19 protein-coding genes are annotated in these 16524 nt (G+C 62.2%); 7 read left to right on the top strand and 12 right to left on the bottom strand.

From position 1 onward, the window contains the following. Positions 1 to 24 precede the first annotated feature (24 nt). From CEC48_RS23125 to CEC48_RS23145, 5 genes are read left to right on the top strand one after another with little or no spacing between them, the layout of a single operon-like run. Positions 25 to 228: a hypothetical protein gene (locus CEC48_RS23125; RefSeq protein ID WP_141099711.1), complete on the top strand. Its 204-nt coding sequence runs from the start codon at positions 25 to 27 to the stop codon at positions 226 to 228. Position 229: 1 nt separating this feature from the next. Continuing rightward, on the top strand, positions 230 to 622 hold the full coding sequence (locus CEC48_RS23130) for a type III secretion protein (protein ID WP_088425865.1): 393 nt from the start codon (positions 230 to 232) through the stop codon (positions 620 to 622). A 15-nt stretch (positions 623 to 637) separates the two neighbouring features. Next, positions 638 to 2779, top strand: a complete 2142-nt coding sequence (gene sctC, locus CEC48_RS23135; RefSeq protein WP_088425866.1) for a type III secretion system outer membrane ring subunit SctC — start codon at positions 638 to 640, stop codon at positions 2777 to 2779. Next, positions 2776 to 2979, top strand: a complete 204-nt coding sequence (hrpT, locus tag CEC48_RS23140; protein ID WP_088425867.1) for an HrpT family type III secretion system protein — start codon at positions 2776 to 2778, stop codon at positions 2977 to 2979. Before sctC ends, hrpT begins: the two co-directional genes overlap by 4 nt. A gap of 5 nt (positions 2980 to 2984) precedes the next feature. Next, complete coding sequence (locus CEC48_RS23145) at positions 2985 to 3347, top strand: transcriptional regulator (protein WP_088425868.1); 363 nt, start codon at positions 2985 to 2987, stop codon at positions 3345 to 3347. A 3-nt stretch (positions 3348 to 3350) separates the two neighbouring features. Here the strand turns inward: CEC48_RS23145 and sctU are convergent, their stop codons facing one another. The 11 genes from sctU to sctW are packed head-to-tail and all read right to left on the bottom strand — an operon-like array spanning position 3351 to position 13484. Beyond that, positions 3351 to 4448: a type III secretion system export apparatus subunit SctU gene (sctU, locus tag CEC48_RS23150; RefSeq protein WP_088425869.1), complete on the bottom strand. Its 1098-nt coding sequence runs from the start codon at positions 4446 to 4448 to the stop codon at positions 3351 to 3353. Then, positions 4445 to 5233, bottom strand: a complete 789-nt coding sequence (sctT, locus tag CEC48_RS23155; RefSeq protein ID WP_088425870.1) for a type III secretion system export apparatus subunit SctT — start codon at positions 5231 to 5233, stop codon at positions 4445 to 4447. The genes sctU and sctT overlap by 4 nt, the downstream gene beginning before the upstream one ends. Before the next feature lie 10 nt (positions 5234 to 5243). Then, entirely contained in the window at positions 5244 to 5507 is a 264-nt protein-coding gene (gene sctS, locus CEC48_RS23160) for a type III secretion system export apparatus subunit SctS (protein WP_088425871.1), read from the bottom strand. 7 nt (positions 5508 to 5514) lie between these two features. Further along, positions 5515 to 6168 (bottom strand): type III secretion system export apparatus subunit SctR, encoded by a 654-nt coding sequence (sctR, locus tag CEC48_RS23165; protein ID WP_088425872.1) that lies wholly within the window; start codon positions 6166 to 6168, stop codon positions 5515 to 5517. After that, positions 6165 to 7178: a FliM/FliN family flagellar motor switch protein gene (locus CEC48_RS23170; RefSeq protein WP_088425873.1), complete on the bottom strand. Its 1014-nt coding sequence runs from the start codon at positions 7176 to 7178 to the stop codon at positions 6165 to 6167. Before CEC48_RS23170 ends, sctR begins: the two co-directional genes overlap by 4 nt. Beyond that, positions 7175 to 7633, bottom strand: coding sequence for a type III secretion system HrpP C-terminal domain-containing protein (locus CEC48_RS23175; RefSeq protein WP_088425874.1), 459 nt, complete (start codon positions 7631 to 7633; stop codon positions 7175 to 7177). The genes CEC48_RS23170 and CEC48_RS23175 overlap by 4 nt, the downstream gene beginning before the upstream one ends. After that, positions 7605 to 8045 carry a YscO family type III secretion system apparatus protein gene (locus CEC48_RS23180; RefSeq protein WP_088425875.1) on the bottom strand — a complete coding sequence of 147 codons (441 nt, stop codon included), beginning with the start codon at positions 8043 to 8045 and terminating at the stop codon, positions 7605 to 7607. Before CEC48_RS23180 ends, CEC48_RS23175 begins: the two co-directional genes overlap by 29 nt. Beyond that, positions 8032 to 9390, bottom strand: a complete 1359-nt coding sequence (locus tag CEC48_RS23185; RefSeq protein ID WP_088425876.1) for a FliI/YscN family ATPase — start codon at positions 9388 to 9390, stop codon at positions 8032 to 8034. The genes CEC48_RS23180 and CEC48_RS23185 overlap by 14 nt, the downstream gene beginning before the upstream one ends. After that, entirely contained in the window at positions 9387 to 10286 is a 900-nt protein-coding gene (locus CEC48_RS23190) for an FHA domain-containing protein (RefSeq protein WP_088425884.1), read from the bottom strand. Before CEC48_RS23190 ends, CEC48_RS23185 begins: the two co-directional genes overlap by 4 nt. 10 nt (positions 10287 to 10296) lie before the next feature. Then, the gene (sctV, locus tag CEC48_RS23195; protein WP_088425877.1) at positions 10297 to 12393 is read right to left on the bottom strand and encodes a type III secretion system export apparatus subunit SctV; all 2097 of its coding nucleotides are present in this window, start codon (positions 12391 to 12393) and stop codon (positions 10297 to 10299) included. Continuing rightward, a complete protein-coding gene (gene sctW, locus CEC48_RS23200; protein ID WP_088425878.1) occupies positions 12390 to 13484 on the bottom strand; it encodes a type III secretion system gatekeeper subunit SctW in 1095 nt (364 codons plus the stop codon). Before sctW ends, sctV begins: the two co-directional genes overlap by 4 nt. Positions 13485 to 13749: 265 nt before the next feature. On the opposite strand from sctW, the gene CEC48_RS23205 reads away from it, so the two are divergent. Beyond that, the gene (locus CEC48_RS23205; protein ID WP_088425879.1) at positions 13750 to 14301 is read left to right on the top strand and encodes an RNA polymerase sigma factor; all 552 of its coding nucleotides are present in this window, start codon (positions 13750 to 13752) and stop codon (positions 14299 to 14301) included. Positions 14302 to 14406: 105 nt separating this feature from the next. On the opposite strand, the gene CEC48_RS23210 is transcribed toward CEC48_RS23205, so the two are convergent. Then, entirely contained in the window at positions 14407 to 15624 is a 1218-nt protein-coding gene (locus CEC48_RS23210; protein ID WP_088425880.1) for an MFS transporter, read from the bottom strand. A 423-nt stretch (positions 15625 to 16047) separates the two neighbouring features. On the opposite strand from CEC48_RS23210, the gene CEC48_RS23215 reads away from it, so the two are divergent. Continuing rightward, a complete protein-coding gene (locus tag CEC48_RS23215; protein WP_088425881.1) occupies positions 16048 to 16368 on the top strand; it encodes a DUF6124 family protein in 321 nt (106 codons plus the stop codon). Positions 16369 to 16524: the final 156 nt, after the last annotated feature.

Here is a 16524-nt window from a genome sequence, read left to right on the forward strand (position 1 = left end):
CTGCACACCTCACAGGAACGGCTCATGGACTACTCAAAAGATTTAGGGCGCAAACTGGCTCATACCGACAACGCCGTGCAAAAGAAATACAACGCCGCGCTTGAGTCGGTGGACATAGACTCGATCCACACATTCACCAAACACCTGTTCCTTTCCGACCTGGCTCGCCATGAACAGGTGCGCGTCAACCACACCCTTATCAAGACCACGTTCGAAAGCTTTCAGTAAATTGAAAGACGTACTGGTTCACTGGCTGAGCAGCCAAAAAGAACAGATCAACCTGTTCGAGGATGACGACGAAATCATCCTGCGACGTCAGGCGGGCGCGATGCTGTTCAGCGTGCAGCTGACCCAGCATCGGCCGGATAACGCACTGTTGGGAAACTGGATACGCCCAGGACACGCCAGCCTGAGTCACTTCCAGGGCGCGCTCGCCCAGGCTCCGGCCAGCGGTGCATTGTGGCTGCTGCAACGGGTGCCGGGCGACCCCGGCAGCGAGCGCCTGCTTGCCGACCTCGAAGCCCTGCTGAACCAGCGTGACACCTGGCGCGCCCTCGTCGCACGCCTCGCAACGCCAACCCGTAAACCCATACCCACGTCCCTACGCTCGCTGCCGTCCTAATTCAGAGAACTCTCCATGCATAATAAAAACCACAAGCACAACCGCTTGCGCGCCGACTCGCCTGCCGAGCGCCCAAAACGCGCCGATTGGCGCAGCCTGATCCTGCTGCCCTGGTTGCTGGCGCCACTGGAAAGCACCCTGGCTGCCATCCCCAGCGAATGGAAAAACACCGCCTACGCGTATGAAGCCGAGCACAAGCCGCTGCGGGACGTGCTGGAAGACTTCGCCCAGACGTTTGGCACGCAACTGCAAATCGACGGCCTGCTGGAAGGCAACGTCAATGGCAAGATTCGCGCGAATACCCCGCAGTCGTTGCTCGACCGGCTTGGCGTAGAGCATCGCTTCCAGTGGTATATGTACAACAACACCCTGTACGTCAGCACCCTGGACCAGCAGGAGTCAGCACGTCTTGAGGTCTCGTCCGAGACCCTCGCCGACCTCAAGCAGGCACTCACTGATATAGGCCTGCTCGACAGCCGGTTTGGCTGGGGCGAGTTGCCCGACGATGGCGTGGTGCTGGTCTCCGGCCCCAAGCGCTACATCGAGCAGATCAAGCAATTCAGCAGCCAGCGCAAATCCCCTGACGAAAAGCAGAACATCCTCACCTACCCGCTGAAGTTCGCCAACGCCGCCGACCGCCAGATTGATTATCGCGGCGAGAAGCTGACCATCCCCGGCGTCGCGAGCATGCTGCGCGGCTTGCTGGAGCCACGCACAAACTCGGCACTCTCGACGCTGAGCCAACGCCCGGCCTCACAATCCCAACCCTCCCCGATCACCCCGGGCTTTCCACGGCTGGGTAACCCGATGCTGGGGCAAATGCTCGGCCCCACCACGAACTTCGGCCAGTTGGACAACGCCATGGCACTCACCCCGCGTGCGCCCACGTCCACCAGCCGGATCCGGGTCGAAGCCGATGTGCGCAACAACGCCGTGCTGATCTATGACCTGCCGGAACGCCAGGCGATGTACCGCGAGCTGATCGCCCAGCTCGACGTGGCGCGCAAGCTGGTGGAAATCGACGCGATCATCCTCGATATCGAGCGCACTCAACTGCGCGAATTCGGGGTTAACTGGGGCTTTCAAAACAGCCGTTTCCGGGGCGGCGTGAACATGGCACCCGGTACTTCATCGCAACTGTCGATCGAACACCGCGACCGGTTCTATGCCGATGTACGCGCCCTGGAGCAACGCGGCCTGGCGACCATGGTGTCGAACCCGTCGGTGCTCACCCTGGAAAACCAGCCGGCGGTGATCGACTTCAACCGCACCCAATACCTCACCGCCGGCACCGAGAACGCAACCATCCTGCCCATCACCGTGGGCACCAGCTTCCAGGTGGTGCCCCGGGTGATCACCACCCGCGGCCAGCACCAGATCCATCTGGTGGTGGATATCGAGGACGGTAACTTCGACGAGTCCAACCCCGAGCGCATCGGCCCCGACGTACGCCGGGGCAAGGTCAGCACCCAGGCGGTAATGGCGGAGAAACGCTCGCTGGTGGTCGGTGGGTTCCATGTCACCGAAAGCACCGACAAGCAGAACAAGGTGCCGCTGCTGGGCGACATCCCGCTGCTGGGCAAGGCGCTGTTTTCCTCCACCGAACGCCAGAACAACCGCCGCGAACGCCTGTTTATCCTGACCCCGCGCGTGATCGGTGATCAGGCCGACCCGTCACGCTATTTGCCACAGCAAGACCAGGCCGAACTGCAGGCGGCCCTCAAGCCGCTGGCCCGGCGCTATGCCGAGCATCAACCGGTGATCAAACGCGGCGACATCACCAGCACCCTGGCTCACCTCGTCGCCGGGCAAGTGCCCAGCGCATTCAAGGCGGCACCGATGCCGCTGGGCCTGAATACCTTGTGCGCCACCCGCGACCTGTTGGCCCTCAATACCGAACGCAGCCAGTGGTACGCCGGCCCGCAGTTCAACGTGGCCGTGGTGGTGCTACGCAACCAGTTCAATCGCAACGTGCGCATCGATGAAAAAGAATGCAGCAACTCCCAGACCCTGGCCGTCAGCGTCTGGCCGCGTGCCTGGCTCAAGCCGGGTGAAGAGGCCGAGGTGTTCATCGCCCTGCGTCCTGTCATCAAAGATGAGCACATCGGCGTGCCCCGCCCTTCCCTGCTCACGCCTGCCCGGAGCAACGCCCAATGAACCGTCAACTGTCTTGCGTCACCTTGATCGGCCTTGCCCTGCTCATCGTCGGTTGCACACCAACGTGCAAGGGTGACTCCTGCTCACGCCCGCAATCGAGCGCCGACAAGCTGGTGATCTGGTGGCCGCCGCAGATGCGCGTCGAGCCCGGCCCTGCCGGCGAGCGGTCGGATTACCAGACCGTGTCCCTGGAACGGTGAACCCCATGGGATTGCCCGACGATGATCACCATCGCCAGGTGTTCCTGGACAACCTGGTGAGTGGCAATGACGCTCACCTGCCGCTCTCTCCAGGTATTACCCTGCTGCCGATCAAGGCCGGTACCCAACAGGGGTTGGCCTTGCAGATAGCACCCGAGGCCTTGCAGGCCGGGCAAGTACAGCACGTGCTTGAGCGGCGCTTTGAACATGCGCTGGCGTTCGACGGGTGCTTTATTTATCTGGATGCCAAGGGTGCGCTGGTAATCTGGCACGCGTTACCGGCGGGCGGCGCTGGCCTCAATGACACCGTCAGCCGGATGCTGTCCCTGGCCAGGCTTGAAGCGCTGGACGTACACCGCACTCGCTGACGCCTAGCGCTGTTCCAGCTCCGGCAAGTGCAGGGTGTCGCGCTTGGCTTCATCATCCAGCTCGCGCAACGTGCGGTAGATGAAGGCCACCGCCTGCAACGTCTCCCGGGGAATGTTCGCCCCCAGTTTGTGCTCATACAGCGTACGCGCCAGCCACACACACTGGATGACCGGTACCTGCGCCGCCTTGGCCCGGTCGATCAGTTTGCGGGCCTCGGCGTCCGTGCCCTTGTCCACCAACAATGGCAGCGGGGTTTTCCCGGGGCGGTAGTAGAGCGCGACGGCAAAGTGCGTCGGGTTGACCACCAGCATGTCGGACTCTTCAAGCTTGGGCAGCTTGACCTTCGGCTCTTCCTGGGCCAGTTGATAGGCCAATGCACGGCGCTGACCCTTGACGTGCGGGTCGCCTTCCATGTCCTTGTATTCCTTCATCACCTCTACCTGGGTCATGCGCATGCGCTTGGCGAAGAAGTGTTTCTGCAGCGTCATGTCGATCAGCGCCAACACCAGCAACAACCCCAGGCAGGCGTGCAGCAAGTGCCGGAACAAGGTGATCAGCGCCAGGATATAGCTCTGTAAATCGCTGGTGGCCAGGTTGATCAATGCCGCCAACGACGGCCCGATCACCACATACAGCACCAGGGTCAGCAGCAACGCCTTGCCCAGCCCCATCAACAGGTTCATCACCGATTGGGCCGAGAACATCTGCTTGATTTGGCTGAGCGGGTTGAGGCGGTTCAGGTCCGGCTTCAGGCTTTGCGGCGCGAACAGGAAGCCGAACTGCAGCCAACTGCTGATCAGCTTCACGGCAATCGCCACGCCGGCCATCAACAGGGCGAACGAGAAAAACATCACCAGGCCTTCCACCAGCACTTCTTCCAGGGCCCGCACAAAGGGCCGGCCAATGCCCGACATCGCCAGCATCATCAGTTGCTGGAAGCGCTGCATGCTGGTTTCAGCAGTGAACAAAGCGATCTCACTCAAGGCGGTCAGCACCAATAACTTGCCGACGTCCTGGCTTTGCGCAACCTGGCCTTTCTTGCGCTGGTCCTTGAGTTTCTTGGGGGTGGCGGCGTGTTTTTTCTCTCCCGAATCACTCATGGTGCCACGCCCTGAAACATCAGGCCGACGGAGTGCTTGAGGTCTGCCAGCTGCGCCATGCGGGTGACGATCAAATCCTGCAACAGCGGAAAGTACAGCAGCAGAATCCCCAGCCCGGCGAGGCTCTTGACCGGCGTTGCCAAGGTAGAAACCTGCAACTGCGGGCTGTACAGGCCCAGCACCGCGAAGCCGAATTCCAGAAACAGCAGCACCGCAATAAACGGCGCGGCGTACAGCATCATGTGGGTAAAGGTATCGCCCAGCACGCCGAGGAAAACACTGAAGCCATTGATGGCCGGCAGCGGCACCCAGGCGGTGGCCGGCCAGATCAGGTAGCTGTCCCAGATCACCTGGGTCAACACGCTCAGCCCCAGCACGGCGATCAGCAGGTAAATCACCAACTGCTTGAACAAGTGCCCGATGGGCGTGGCATCCGGCCCCAGCGAAGGGTTGAGCTGCCCACCCGCCAAGGCACCGCGCTGGTTATCCAGCAGCGCGCCCACCGACTCGAACATCCAGAATGGCATGGCCAGCAAAATCCCCAGTAAAAAGCCCAGGGCGGCTTCCTTGAGCACCAGCCCGCTGATCATCAGCGCCGAGTAATCCTGGCCGCTCATCACTGCATGAATACCGGGCGCCGGAATGAACGCCATGACCATCACGATCACATGCCGGGGCATGCCGCGGATATGCTGAAAACTGAACGCCGGCACCAGGAATGCACAGGGATAAATCCGCGCCATGGCCACCAGCAGGCTGGGCAGGTAGTCGAGATAAAGCAGCACGCGCAGTCCCTCAGTTCAATGCCGAACGGGCGATCATGTCGAACATTAAATTGATCAGCTGAATCAACTCCAGGCCGATCCAGCGGCCAGTCAATACCAGCATAATGCCCACCGCCACCAGCTTGATGCCGAAGGGCAGCGTCTGGTCCTGGATCTGCATCAGGGCCTGCACCAGGGACGTCAGCACGCCGACGATCACCGCCACGATCAGCGGCGGCGCCGACAACACCACCACCAGCAGCATGCCCTGCTTGAACAGCACGATCGGTTCCATAGGTCACTCAGAGGTAAGAAAGGAACAGGCTGTCGAGCAACCGCGACCACCCGGAAACCATCACGAACAACAGCAGTTTGAGCGGCAGGGAAATGGTCATGGGCGAGACCATTTGCATCCCCAGGGCCAACAGCAGGTTGGACACAATCAGGTCGATGACGATGAACGGGATGTAGATCAGAAAGCCGATCTCGAACCCCGCCTGCAATTGCGACAACACAAACGCCGGGATCAACAGAATCAGGTCTTCGCGCTGGGTGCTTTGGGCCATTTCAGGCGGCCACATGCGCGCGCTGTTTTCCAGCAGGTGGGTCAACACGTCCGCGTCGGTGTTGCGCAGCATGAACGCGCGCAACGGCTGGATGGCCTCAAGCCCGGTGTCCATCAGCGTCTGTACGTTGCTCATGTCCACCGGCGTTGCCTTGACGTTCTGGGCGATCTCGTACCCCACGGGCGCCATGATAAACAGGGTGGCGGCCAGCGCGATTCCGTTGATGGCCATGCTCGGGGGCACCTGCTGCACGCCGATGGCGTTGCGGGTGATCATCAGCACGATGACAATCTTCAAGAAGGCCGTGCAGATGATCAACAGCATCGGCATCAACGACAACGCGCCAAGAAACACCGCCAGCACAAGGGGGTCGACCCCCTGGAGCATCATCGGGCGAATATCACACGGGATAACTGCAGCCCGAGGCGCCCGTCTACTTCCACCAACTGGCCCTGGCCAATCGGCCGGTCGCCGTAATACAGCCCCGCCATGCCTGGGGCGTAACCGGAAATGCCCAACACCGCGCCGGGTGCCAGGTTGCGCAGCTCGCCGAGGGTCAGGTTGAGGGTGCCGCAGCGCACATTCAGGGCCATGCTCAACTCGTCGAACGGCTCATGGCCGAAGACGTCCACCACGGGTTGATCCTCCTCGTGCCCCGGGTATTGCTGTGTTGCGAAATCCTCGTCCACGGACGTTTCCTCGATCGAAATAAGCGTCAGGCACAACGGCCCGGATTCATCGTCAATACAGCCGTGCAGCCGGTGCCTGCCGACGCGCAGGTGGCCGTTGCCCTGCGCGTCGAACACCGGTTGTTCCAGCATCACCACGTCACCGGCACGCAGGTGGCGCACCTGGATAATCGGCAGCCGCAGGCGCCCCAGCGTCACCGCCAGCGCCAGTTGAAAAGAGGCCGGCAGCGGCCCGGCCGTGGGCTGCCAAGAGCCGGCGTCGCACAGCGCCAGCAAGGTTTCGGGCGCCATCCACAGGAAGCCCACCACCCGGGACGCGCCCAGCGTCACCGTAAGCCGACAGCCGAACGTCAACTTGCCGGTGGCGGGCAGCAATCGCAGGTAACCGAACAACGCCCGCACCTCGGGGCTCAGGTGGTGCTGGAACAACTCCCAAAACCACGAATCCGGGTCGTTGCCGGCTTCTGCCAGCGTCACCGGGCACTCCCCCAGCAGGCTGAACAGCGGCCCGGGCTCGGCGAACGCCAGCACCCCGCAGGCAGTCTCGAAACACAGCGGCTTGACACCCACCGGCGCCCGGCCCGGCACCATCAGCAACTCACCGTGCTGCCCCGAAACCTGAAACGGCATGCGCACACCGCGCCCCAGCCGAAGCCGCGCCGCCACCGTGTTGGCGTTGACCACGGGCACGTTCAACACCGGCATGATCATGCCGGGTCCACGTCTACCAGATGCACGTGCACCGGCTGCGCCAGTGCTCCGGCCAGGCCGTCTTCAAGGCGTTGCCGCACGCCGGGCAGCCAGCGCGCGGTGAGCGTTTCTTCCGCCTCCAGCTCAACGTTCCAGGCCCCCTGTTCGCGGCGCACGCTCGCGTTAATCCGCCCCAGGCGCGGCAGGTACAGCACCGCCTGCAACGGCCACTGCGCGGCACCTTGTATGCGGGGCGCCAACTGCTCGGCCATGGCTTCGATCATCAGGGCCTCGGTGGGCGCCGCCATCGCCGTGCGGGAGGAACCGTAGCCACCACCCTCACGGTCGCGGCTAAACAACTGGGTAAATAACAGCCCCTGCTCCAGGGGCACAAACGCCCCCGTGCCTGGCTCACGTTCGTCCCGCGGCTCGCGCACACGCGGGCGCTCAGGTTTGTTCGCTGGAACTTGCGTCATCGTTCTCTTCCTGCACCAACAAAAGGGATAGCTCCTGGAGTTTTTCAACCTCGCGCAAACACTGGGTAGCGTGCCGCTGCGCGCTGTCGATATGGGTGAGTTGCTCCTCGCTCTGGCCGTGCAACACCTGCAACTGGCCTTCTTCGCGCCGGGTGTCGGCCGAGAACGTGCGCTCCTGGGCATTCCAGGACTTTAGGTCGCCAAACGAGATCACTTGCCCTTGATGCTTGCCCAGCAGCTCTGCAGTTTTGCGGGCCTCCTCCAGGCGGGTGTGTTCGAGCGCGTCCTGTGCCTGCTGGATCTGCACCAGCAGCGCCTGCTGAAGCCGCTTGGCCGCGCGCAACGAGCGCTCGGCACGGTCGGCCCGATGCTTGCGCAGGCGCCGCAGGGTGTCGATTTCAGAAAGGGACATCGCAGGTCAGCTCCTTCAGCAGGTCGAGGGTCGTCGCCATGGGCGCCGGCTCTCGCAAGTCCTGGCGCAGGAATCCATCCACCGCCTGCCGGCTGTTCACCGCCAGGTCCGTCAGGGCATCGCTGCCAGGCTGGTACTCGCCCAGCTTGAGCATCAGCTCGATCTGCTGATAGGCCGCCAACAAACGCCGCAAGGCGGTGCCGGCCTTGATATGCGCGGGCTCCGCCACGTTGCTCAGAATCCGTGAAAGGCTGGCCAATACGTCCACCGCCGGGTAGTGGCCGCGCTCGGCCAGCTTGCGCGACAGCACGATGTGGCCGTCAAGCAGCGAGCGGACTTCATCGGCCACCGGGTCGTTCATCGAGTCCTGCTCGATCAGCACGGTGTAGATCGCGGTGATCACCCCGTCGCGGGTCAACCCGGCGCGCTCCACCAGGCGCGGCATCAGGCTGTACACCGAAGGCGGCAGGCCACCGCGACCAAGCGGCTCGCCGGCGGCCAGGCCGATTTCACGCTGGGCCCGGGCGAACCGGGTCAGGGAGTCAATCAGCAGCAACACGCGCTTGCCCTTGCGACGAAAGCCCTCGGCCAGCGCGGTGGCGGTGAACGCGGCGCGCGCACGCTCCATGCTGGAGCGATCGGAGGTCGCACACACCAGCACCGCCTTGGCCCGCAGTTGGTCATCCAACTCATGGTCGAGAAACTCGCGCAGCTCGCGGCCGCGCTCGCCGATCAGGCCAAACACAATCACATCGCACTCAACGTTACGGGCGATCTCGGCCAGCAAGGTGGTCTTGCCACACCCGGCTCCGGCGAACAGGCCGACACGCTGACCTTCACCCAATGTCACCAACCCATCAATCGAACGCACCCCGGTGGACAACGCCCGGTTGATCCGCGGCCGCTCGGTGGGCAATGGTGCCTCGCACAACACCGGGCTTGCGTCGGCGGCATCATCCTCGACAAAGGCACTCGGCCCCTCGCCCGCAATCGGCCGGCCAAAGCCATCCAGCACCTGCCCCAGCAGGTCGTCCCCCACCCGCACCCGATGCGGCACCCCAAGGCGCTGCACGCTGGCGCCCACGCGCACACCTTCAAGGTTGCCCAAGGCACTGAGCACGGCATCCTGCTGATCGAAACCGATGATCTCGGCGAGCATGTAATCGCCCACGGATTTTTCGACCTGGCACAAATCACCGATGCGCGCCTGGGGCAGCCGGCATTGCAGCAACATGCCGTTGACCCGCTGGATGCGACCGCGCACCGCCACCGGCGCAAAGCTGGCCAGCGCGCTCGACTGGCGTTGCTGCCAGGCCTCAAGGCGGGCTTGTATATCCTCGCTCACCAGCGCACCTCAAACCGTTGCACGCCGTCGAACACCACCTTGGTGTTGTCGATCAGCACCAGTCGCAAACCCTCCACTTCATCGCCGACAAACAGCCGGCTGCCCTGGTCCAAAACCACGTGGCCATTGGGCCCGCCGACAATCTGCAAAATCTTGAACGGCAGCTCGCCGCTAAGCTCGCTGACACGGCTGAGCACCGGCACCGGCGTATCGAACTGCTCGCCGAAACGGCTGAGCATGCGCGACACCAGCTCCACGTCGTCCCGGGAAACATCGCCGTTGAGAGTGACCTGGCCATTGATCACCTGCAGGCTGATGCGGTGGCCCAACTCGCGCTCGCCGAGCATCTTGAGCAACTGCTGGCGCACCTCGTAAGGCGAACCCAATTCGTGTTTGCGGATCACCGGCGGCATCAGCGATGCCTGTGCCTGGCGCTCACCTGTTGAGGCGATGCCGATGGCGGTGATGATCACCGCACCCACCACTACCAGGCTGATCAAGCGCTTCTGCTGCGTTCGCGAGATGGAGGACAACGTCAGCGTCGGCGGCACCTCGTTGAGCGGGGACGCCTGCTGAGCAGAGGCGACAGGCGCCTTAGGCCAAGGCTGGTCGGCCCGAGTGACGCAGAGCCGGATATGGCCAATCGAAAACGGCACGTTGAGTGGCAAGTCGCCTATCTGGGCGACGAGCTGGCCATCGATGTTTTGCACCAGCCCTTGCTCGGCCTGCAGCGACCATTGCCCGTCTGCCAGGCGCAACCACACATGCCGCTCGGCAATGCCCGGGTCATACAGGGAAAGGTCGGCGTCCGGGGCGGCCCCGATGCTCCACCGCTCGCCAAACAACGGCAGCGCCGCCCCCTGGTGCAGGCCATCCAGCACGCGCAACTCAAACATCATCAAGCCCTCATGCCACCGCACCGCGCAACAGATCATCCTGGCCAAGATCAAAGCGCCCCAGCACCTTCACCTTGGAGGCACTGCCCAGCTCGGCAAACGACAGCACCGGCACATGGTTGAACTCTTCCAGCAGCAAGGTCCGCAACGGGCTGCGCAAATCCTGCGCGACCAACAGCACACTCTTGCTCTTGGCCCGCACGGCAAAGGCTTGTTTGAGCAGGCTGACCAGCACTGCGCTGCTGTCGTTGTCGAGGGAGAAAAACACCCCGGTCTGCGTCTGGCGCAGCGCATCACGCAGCACGTTTTCGCTGTGGGGCGACAACAGCCAGGCATGCAAGCCATCGGCTTCGCTGTATTGATGGAAAATCTGCGACTTGAGGGCGATGCGCGCGTAGTCGGCCAAGGCATCCGGCTCACGCTCGTGCTGGCCATACTCGATCAACGCTTCGACAATCAGGCGCACGGCCCGCAGCGGCACACCCTCGCTGGCCAGGCGCTGCAACACCGCCGAGAAACGCGACAGCGGCATGATGCGTTGCAGCTCCTGCACCAGCTCCGGCTGGTTGAATTCAAGCCAGCTTAAGATCGACTTACTCTCCTGAATCCCGAGAAACTGCGGCCCGCTCAGCAGCATCGCGCGGGTCATGCGCTCGATGATCAAGGCCTCTGCGGTGAAGCGCTCCAGTTGCTCGTCGTGAAGCAACGGGTCATCGGCCGCCAACCACACCCAGTCCTGTTCGTCGCGCTCCGGCAGCCCCTTGGCGCCTTCTTCAGGCTCAGCAGCCAGGCTGTCGTGGGCCACCGCCACGCGATCCCCAAGCGTGGCCTTGATCATCGGCACTTCATGCACGCAAAAGCGAAATTCATCGTCAGCCAGTGAAGGGGCAAACTCGACTTCAAACGGCGGCAGCGTCAGGCCGATTTGCGTGACCAGGCCATTGCGCGCCTGGCGAATGCCATGGGTGATCTGCGCCACCTGTGCGCTGCCGTGCAAGGCGGCCGGGTACTGCAACAGGTAAGGCCGCGACGGATCAAAACCGCGCAGGTCTTCTTCACCGTTGTCTTGCGGGGCGACCGTGTCTGCATTCGCTTGCGCTGGCTGTTCTTGCTTCTGGCGCTGGCGCACCAGGTAATAACCCAGGGAGCCGGTGATCAGCGAGATAAGGATAAACACCATCGTCGGCATGCCGGGCAGCGCCGCGAAGGCGAGCATCCCGACCGAGGCGATGATCCAGCTCTTGGGTTCGCTGGTCATTTGCCGGGCGATCTCGGCACCCATGTTGTTGGCGCCCTTGTTGCGCCCGGACGGCGCCACACGGGTAATGATCATGCCGGCGGTCAAGGAAATCAGCAGCGCGGGAATCTGCGCGATCAGGCCGTCACCGATGGTCAATACCGAGTACAGCGCCATAGAGTCGCCGGCGCTCATGCCGTGTTGGAACATGCCGGTGGAGAACCCGCCCAGCAAGTTGATCACCACGATAATCAGCCCGGCGATGGCGTCGCCCTTGACGAACTTCATCGCCCCGTCCATCGCCCCGAACAGCTGGCTCTCGCGGGACAACTGCTCGCGTTTGTCCCGGGCCTGCTCGCCATCGATCAGGCCGGCGCGCAAATCACTGTCGATGGACATTTGCTTGCCGGGCATCGCATCCAGGCTGAACCGCGCCGCCACTTCAGCCACGCGCTCCGAGCCTTTGGTGATCACCAGGAAGTTGACGATGGTCAGGATCATGAAGATCACCAACCCCACCGCCAGGTTGCCGCCCACCACGAAGTTGCCGAAGGCCTCGACGATATCGCCGGCGTCCTGCTCCAGCAGGATCAGGCGCGTGGTGGCAATCGAGAGGGCCAGGCGAAACATCGTGGTCAGCAGCAAAATCGACGGAAACGAAGAGAACGCCAACGGCCCCGGCAGGTACAGCGCCAGCACGATTAAAAGGCACGAGATACAGATATTGAGGGCAATCAGGATGTCCACCAGCCAGGTGGGCAACGGCACGATAAAGATAAACACAATGGCCATGATGACCACCGCACCCATGACCTCGGCACGTTGTGCAACCTTCAGCAGCACACCATTGATGACCCGTAATGCGCTCATGCATCAAGGCCCTGCAAGGCCATACCCTGGCGGGCGCCGCGCTCGGTGCGCGCGTACTCGTCCATCACCAGCAAAAAGCTGTCGAGGGCGTCCTCGCGGCCCTTGTTATCACGCCACACCGCCAGCGGCAGGCTCTTGAGCACCGGGTAAAGGCTGTTCAGCGAAATCCGCTGATTGAGTGCATCGGCGCCGCCCAATTCACTGGCCAGGCGCAGAATCTCGGAGGTTGCAATCCCCGTGTTCGAATACCCCAGCAAACGCTGGAGCAGGGCCACTGCATCGCGGGTCACCTCGGGATAGGTGAGGGCCAGGCGCTCGATCAAGCCCCGGCAATTGGACAAGATGCCGCCCAATTGGTCGCAGCCGCGCAACCCCACCAACAGCGTGAGCAATTTGGCCGAGGCGATCGACGGGGTCAGCGCCGCAATATCGTCGGCCAGGGCCCGGCGCATCAGCTTCAGCCCCTGGCCAAACTCCTCGCCGCCAAACAACCCCAACAACGCCTGCAGCAGGGTTGCGAGGGATTGCCGGTTGACCACGCTGGCGTAATATACGCCGCGCACCGCCTGGCGCAGTTGCGGGTCATCACTGCTGGCTTGCAACGCCAGCGCCGTGTTCAGGCCCGCCTGGATCTGCGGCTTGTAGCGTAGCTCCAGCTTCTCCAGCGCCTCGCGCGCCAGCTTCGCCTCGTTGCTGCGCACCTCGGCATCGGCCTGCGCGGCCACTTGCTGGAGCACCACGTAGGCCCGGGCCGGATCATTGCCGGTGATCTCCAGAAACTTGTCGACGCTGGGGTTCACCAACAACTGAACCCGGACGCTACGTGCGATGGTCGCCAGCGTTGCCTGAGCCGGGTGCCCCAACTGTTCATAGAGTTGCGCCAGTTGCTCCACCGGCGTAACGCGCAGCCCGACCTGCCGCCGTCCCAGCGCGCGGCTGTTGCGCTCCACCTCCTGGCTGAACAGCGAACCGAGGTCGTCGCCGACCGCCGGCGCGCTGGCCTGGGAGGGTGGCCGGTTATCAACCCTTGCAAGCGCAGGCTGATCCAGGCGCTGGGGCTTTTGCACATCAATAGGGGGATCGACTTTCATGGGGAATGCCAGCACCGGAAGTTTCGTATCCGTGTGTGGCAGGCAACCCCGTTACGGTTCCATCTTTATCAGCGATACGGGGGCTTTTGAAAAGATCGGCACAAGCCAGCAGTGGTTTGTGCAAACCCTTGCGCAAAAAAGTACCGAAACAAGATATTTACTTATATATATCAATTACTTATGAATATTTATTGCTTGGCACAGGCAGTGCTAAGGGGGTTCCCGTCGAAATCATTTCGACCGTGTCTACCCTGAGGAAAAAACCATGGATATCCCTATCGATGTTTTAGTTCACCTTACACCTGACCCGCACCGCTCCATCCAGAACCTGTCGGACGACCACCACAAAAAGCTCCGCCGGTTCATTCATAAACGCGTACTCAACCCCGAAGACGCAGACGATATTCTGCAACTGACGTACCTGGAGGCCTGGCGCAACCGGGACCGCTTCAGCGGCCAGGCCACACTCAGTACCTGGATGTGCGGGATTGCCCAGAACCTGATCCGCAATCACTTCCGGCGTATGTACGCCAAGCCGGTGCATTGCGAATTCGATGAGGCGCTGTGGCATGGGCAGGAAGAAAACAACAACCTGGACTGGCAGTTCGAGGTCAACCGCAAGCTCGAAAGAACCCTGCGGGCGATCACAAATCTACCGCTAGAAATGCGCAAAACGCTGTACGCCTCGCTGGAGACCGACGGCAGCTACCAGGACACCGCCGACGCCATGGACATCCCCATTGGCACCGTGCGCTCACGTTTGTCCCGGGCGCGCGAACAACTGAAGCGGGCCACCTACAACCCGCTGCAGCCGTAAATCAGGGCACCGGCGCAACGCCGACACCCTCGCAGGAGCAGTTGATTTACCGTTGAACGCAAGCGTTGGGCAGCAAGGATATCTGCCCGACTTGATCGCCTGAGATCAGGCCTTTTTGGTACGCGGCAACAGAATCGCCAACACCCCAAACAGCGGCAGGAACGAGCACAGCGTGTACACGTACTCGATGCCGTGGAGGTCTGCCAGGTGGCCCAGCAGCGCCGCGCCAATCCCGCCAAAACCGAACATCAAACCGAAGAACACCCCGGCGATCATCCCCACATTGCCCGGCACCAACTCTTGCGCGTACACCACAATCGCCGAGAACGCCGAGGCCAGGATAAAGCCGATCACCACACTCAGAATGCTCGTCCAGAACAGGTCCACATGGGGCAGCAGCAAGGTGAACGGCGCAACGCCGAGGATCGAAAACCAGATCACCGCCTTACGGCCGATCTTGTCGCCAATCGGCCCACCGAAGAACGTGCCCGCCGCCACCGCCCCCAGGAACAGGAACAAGTGCAGCTGGGAACTGGCCACCGACAGGTCGAACTTCTCGATCAGGTAGAAGGTGAAGTAACTGGTGAAACTGGCCATGTAGAAGTACTTGGAAAACACCAACAGCCCCAGCACCACCAGCGCACTCAGCACCCGGCGCTTGGACAGGCCGTGGGTGGCCGCCTGGCCTTGCTTGAGCTTGAACAGGTTCAAGTGGTTGGCGTACCAGCGGCTGATCGCATACAGCACAAACAACGCAAACACCGCGAACAGCCCGAACCAGGCCACATTGCCCTGGCCGAACGGAATGATGATCGCCGCCGCCAGCAACGGGCCGAACGCAGAGCCGGCGTTACCGCCCACCTGGAAGGTCGACTGCGCCAGGCCATAACGCCCGCCCGAGGCCAAACGCGCCACGCGGGACGCTTCCGGGTGGAAGGTCGACGAGCCGATACCAATCAACCCCGCCGCCAGCAGGATCAGCGGGAAGCTGCCCACCTGGGACATCATCAAAATGCCCACCAGCGTGCAGATCATGCCGCAGGGCAACAGGTACGGCTTGGGATGGCGGTCGGTGTAATAACCCACCCACGGTTGCAGCAGGGACGCGGTGAGCTGGAACGTGAGGGTGATCAGGCCGACCTGAGTGAACGTCAGGCCGTAATTGGCCTTGAGCATCGGGTAGATCGAGGGCAGTACCGACTGGATCAAGTCATTGATCAAATGCGCCAGCGCCACCGCGCCGATCACACGCATCACCAACGGGCTGGTTTGCCCGGCAGCAGGCGTCGTAGCCACGGAGGGCTGGGAATTGCTCAGAGCCATGGGAGGTTTTCCGTACAGCAGATGGATGCACAGGTGCAGGTGCGACAATGTGCCACTTTTGGGTGCAGGAAGGCTATCCCGTTAGCAGGCTAACGAGTAGATGAATCGATGCATCGGTCATGGTTTGTAAAGGGCCAGCAAGATGAATCCCTTTAATTTGCGGGACGTTTCCTAGAGAATCTTTCGGCCTTGTGCCTGTTGAAACCGCTGGCTAGTCTTCGGTCCGTCGCTGCTCATCAGCGATCGGGTTTAGTCGCTCGGTATTAATAGGCGCATGCTTTCATGAGGTTTCATGGTGGCTGTGCGCAGGGCGCCCTCGGGTGCGCCGGACTTTGCCTATTTGCCGGTCGACTAACCTGCGTACAGCCGCCACCCTTCGTTTAGTCGCGAAGGACCGGCTCCATAGGTAATAGGAGCTACACCATGTTCAAGATCGTCCCCGATCCACCCCGTGACCAAGCCAAAGACCGCGCCGCCTTCAACCGAGCGCTCGACCACTATTTGCCGACCGACCCGCCGCAACCGTCGACCAACTTCTACGCCATCAGCGACGACATCAGCTTCGAAGACTCCCTGCTCTACACCGCCGACCTACTGCACAGCGCCTCGGCCACCGCGCTCGACTGCGGCGAACACCTGCAAAGCCCCGACCGCGCCAAAGTGCTAGCCGTATGGCACCTGCTGGAAATCGCCAAAGCCATGGTCGACCGCTCGATAGAGTGCCTGCACCCGCGCAAAACCTAGTGCACGGCCTGTAGAACACAGCAGATCAAATGTGGGAGCAACTGTCTTGATGGCCATAACCTAGGCATCGTTCTCAAAGACAGCCAAGCTCCCACAGCTCTGCGCCGTGTGACCTTTACGACATACCGCTGCCGAATCAGGCAGCGTGCGCTTTCC

This window comes from Pseudomonas sp. K2I15, from assembly GCF_002204795.1.
Lineage (GTDB): Bacteria > Pseudomonadota > Gammaproteobacteria > Pseudomonadales > Pseudomonadaceae > Aquipseudomonas.

What these genes read in the sequence shown, in the direction of transcription:
- CEC48_RS23125 (WP_141099711.1), top strand. Translation starts at nt 25, where the DNA reads ATGGACTACTCAAAAGATTTAGGGCGCAAACTGGCTCATACCGACAAC.
- sctC (WP_088425866.1), top strand. Translation starts at nt 638, where the DNA reads ATGCATAATAAAAACCACAAGCACAACCGCTTGCGCGCCGACTCGCCT.
- hrpT (WP_088425867.1), top strand. Translation starts at nt 2,776, where the DNA reads ATGAACCGTCAACTGTCTTGCGTCACCTTGATCGGCCTTGCCCTGCTC.
- CEC48_RS23145 (WP_088425868.1), top strand. Translation starts at nt 2,985, where the DNA reads ATGGGATTGCCCGACGATGATCACCATCGCCAGGTGTTCCTGGACAAC.
- sctU (WP_088425869.1), bottom strand. Translation starts at nt 4,448, where the DNA reads ATGAGTGATTCGGGAGAGAAAAAACACGCCGCCACCCCCAAGAAACTC.
- sctS (WP_088425871.1), bottom strand. Translation starts at nt 5,507, where the DNA reads ATGGAACCGATCGTGCTGTTCAAGCAGGGCATGCTGCTGGTGGTGGTG.
- sctR (WP_088425872.1), bottom strand. Translation starts at nt 6,168, where the DNA reads ATGATGCTCCAGGGGGTCGACCCCCTTGTGCTGGCGGTGTTTCTTGGC.
- CEC48_RS23170 (WP_088425873.1), bottom strand. Translation starts at nt 7,178, where the DNA reads ATGATCATGCCGGTGTTGAACGTGCCCGTGGTCAACGCCAACACGGTG.
- CEC48_RS23175 (WP_088425874.1), bottom strand. Translation starts at nt 7,633, where the DNA reads ATGACGCAAGTTCCAGCGAACAAACCTGAGCGCCCGCGTGTGCGCGAG.
- CEC48_RS23180 (WP_088425875.1), bottom strand. Translation starts at nt 8,045, where the DNA reads ATGTCCCTTTCTGAAATCGACACCCTGCGGCGCCTGCGCAAGCATCGG.
- CEC48_RS23190 (WP_088425884.1), bottom strand. Translation starts at nt 10,286, where the DNA reads ATGTTTGAGTTGCGCGTGCTGGATGGCCTGCACCAGGGGGCGGCGCTG.
- sctV (WP_088425877.1), bottom strand. Translation starts at nt 12,393, where the DNA reads ATGAGCGCATTACGGGTCATCAATGGTGTGCTGCTGAAGGTTGCACAA.
- sctW (WP_088425878.1), bottom strand. Translation starts at nt 13,484, where the DNA reads ATGAAAGTCGATCCCCCTATTGATGTGCAAAAGCCCCAGCGCCTGGAT.
- CEC48_RS23205 (WP_088425879.1), top strand. Translation starts at nt 13,750, where the DNA reads ATGGATATCCCTATCGATGTTTTAGTTCACCTTACACCTGACCCGCAC.
- CEC48_RS23210 (WP_088425880.1), bottom strand. Translation starts at nt 15,624, where the DNA reads ATGGCTCTGAGCAATTCCCAGCCCTCCGTGGCTACGACGCCTGCTGCC.
- CEC48_RS23215 (WP_088425881.1), top strand. Translation starts at nt 16,048, where the DNA reads ATGTTCAAGATCGTCCCCGATCCACCCCGTGACCAAGCCAAAGACCGC.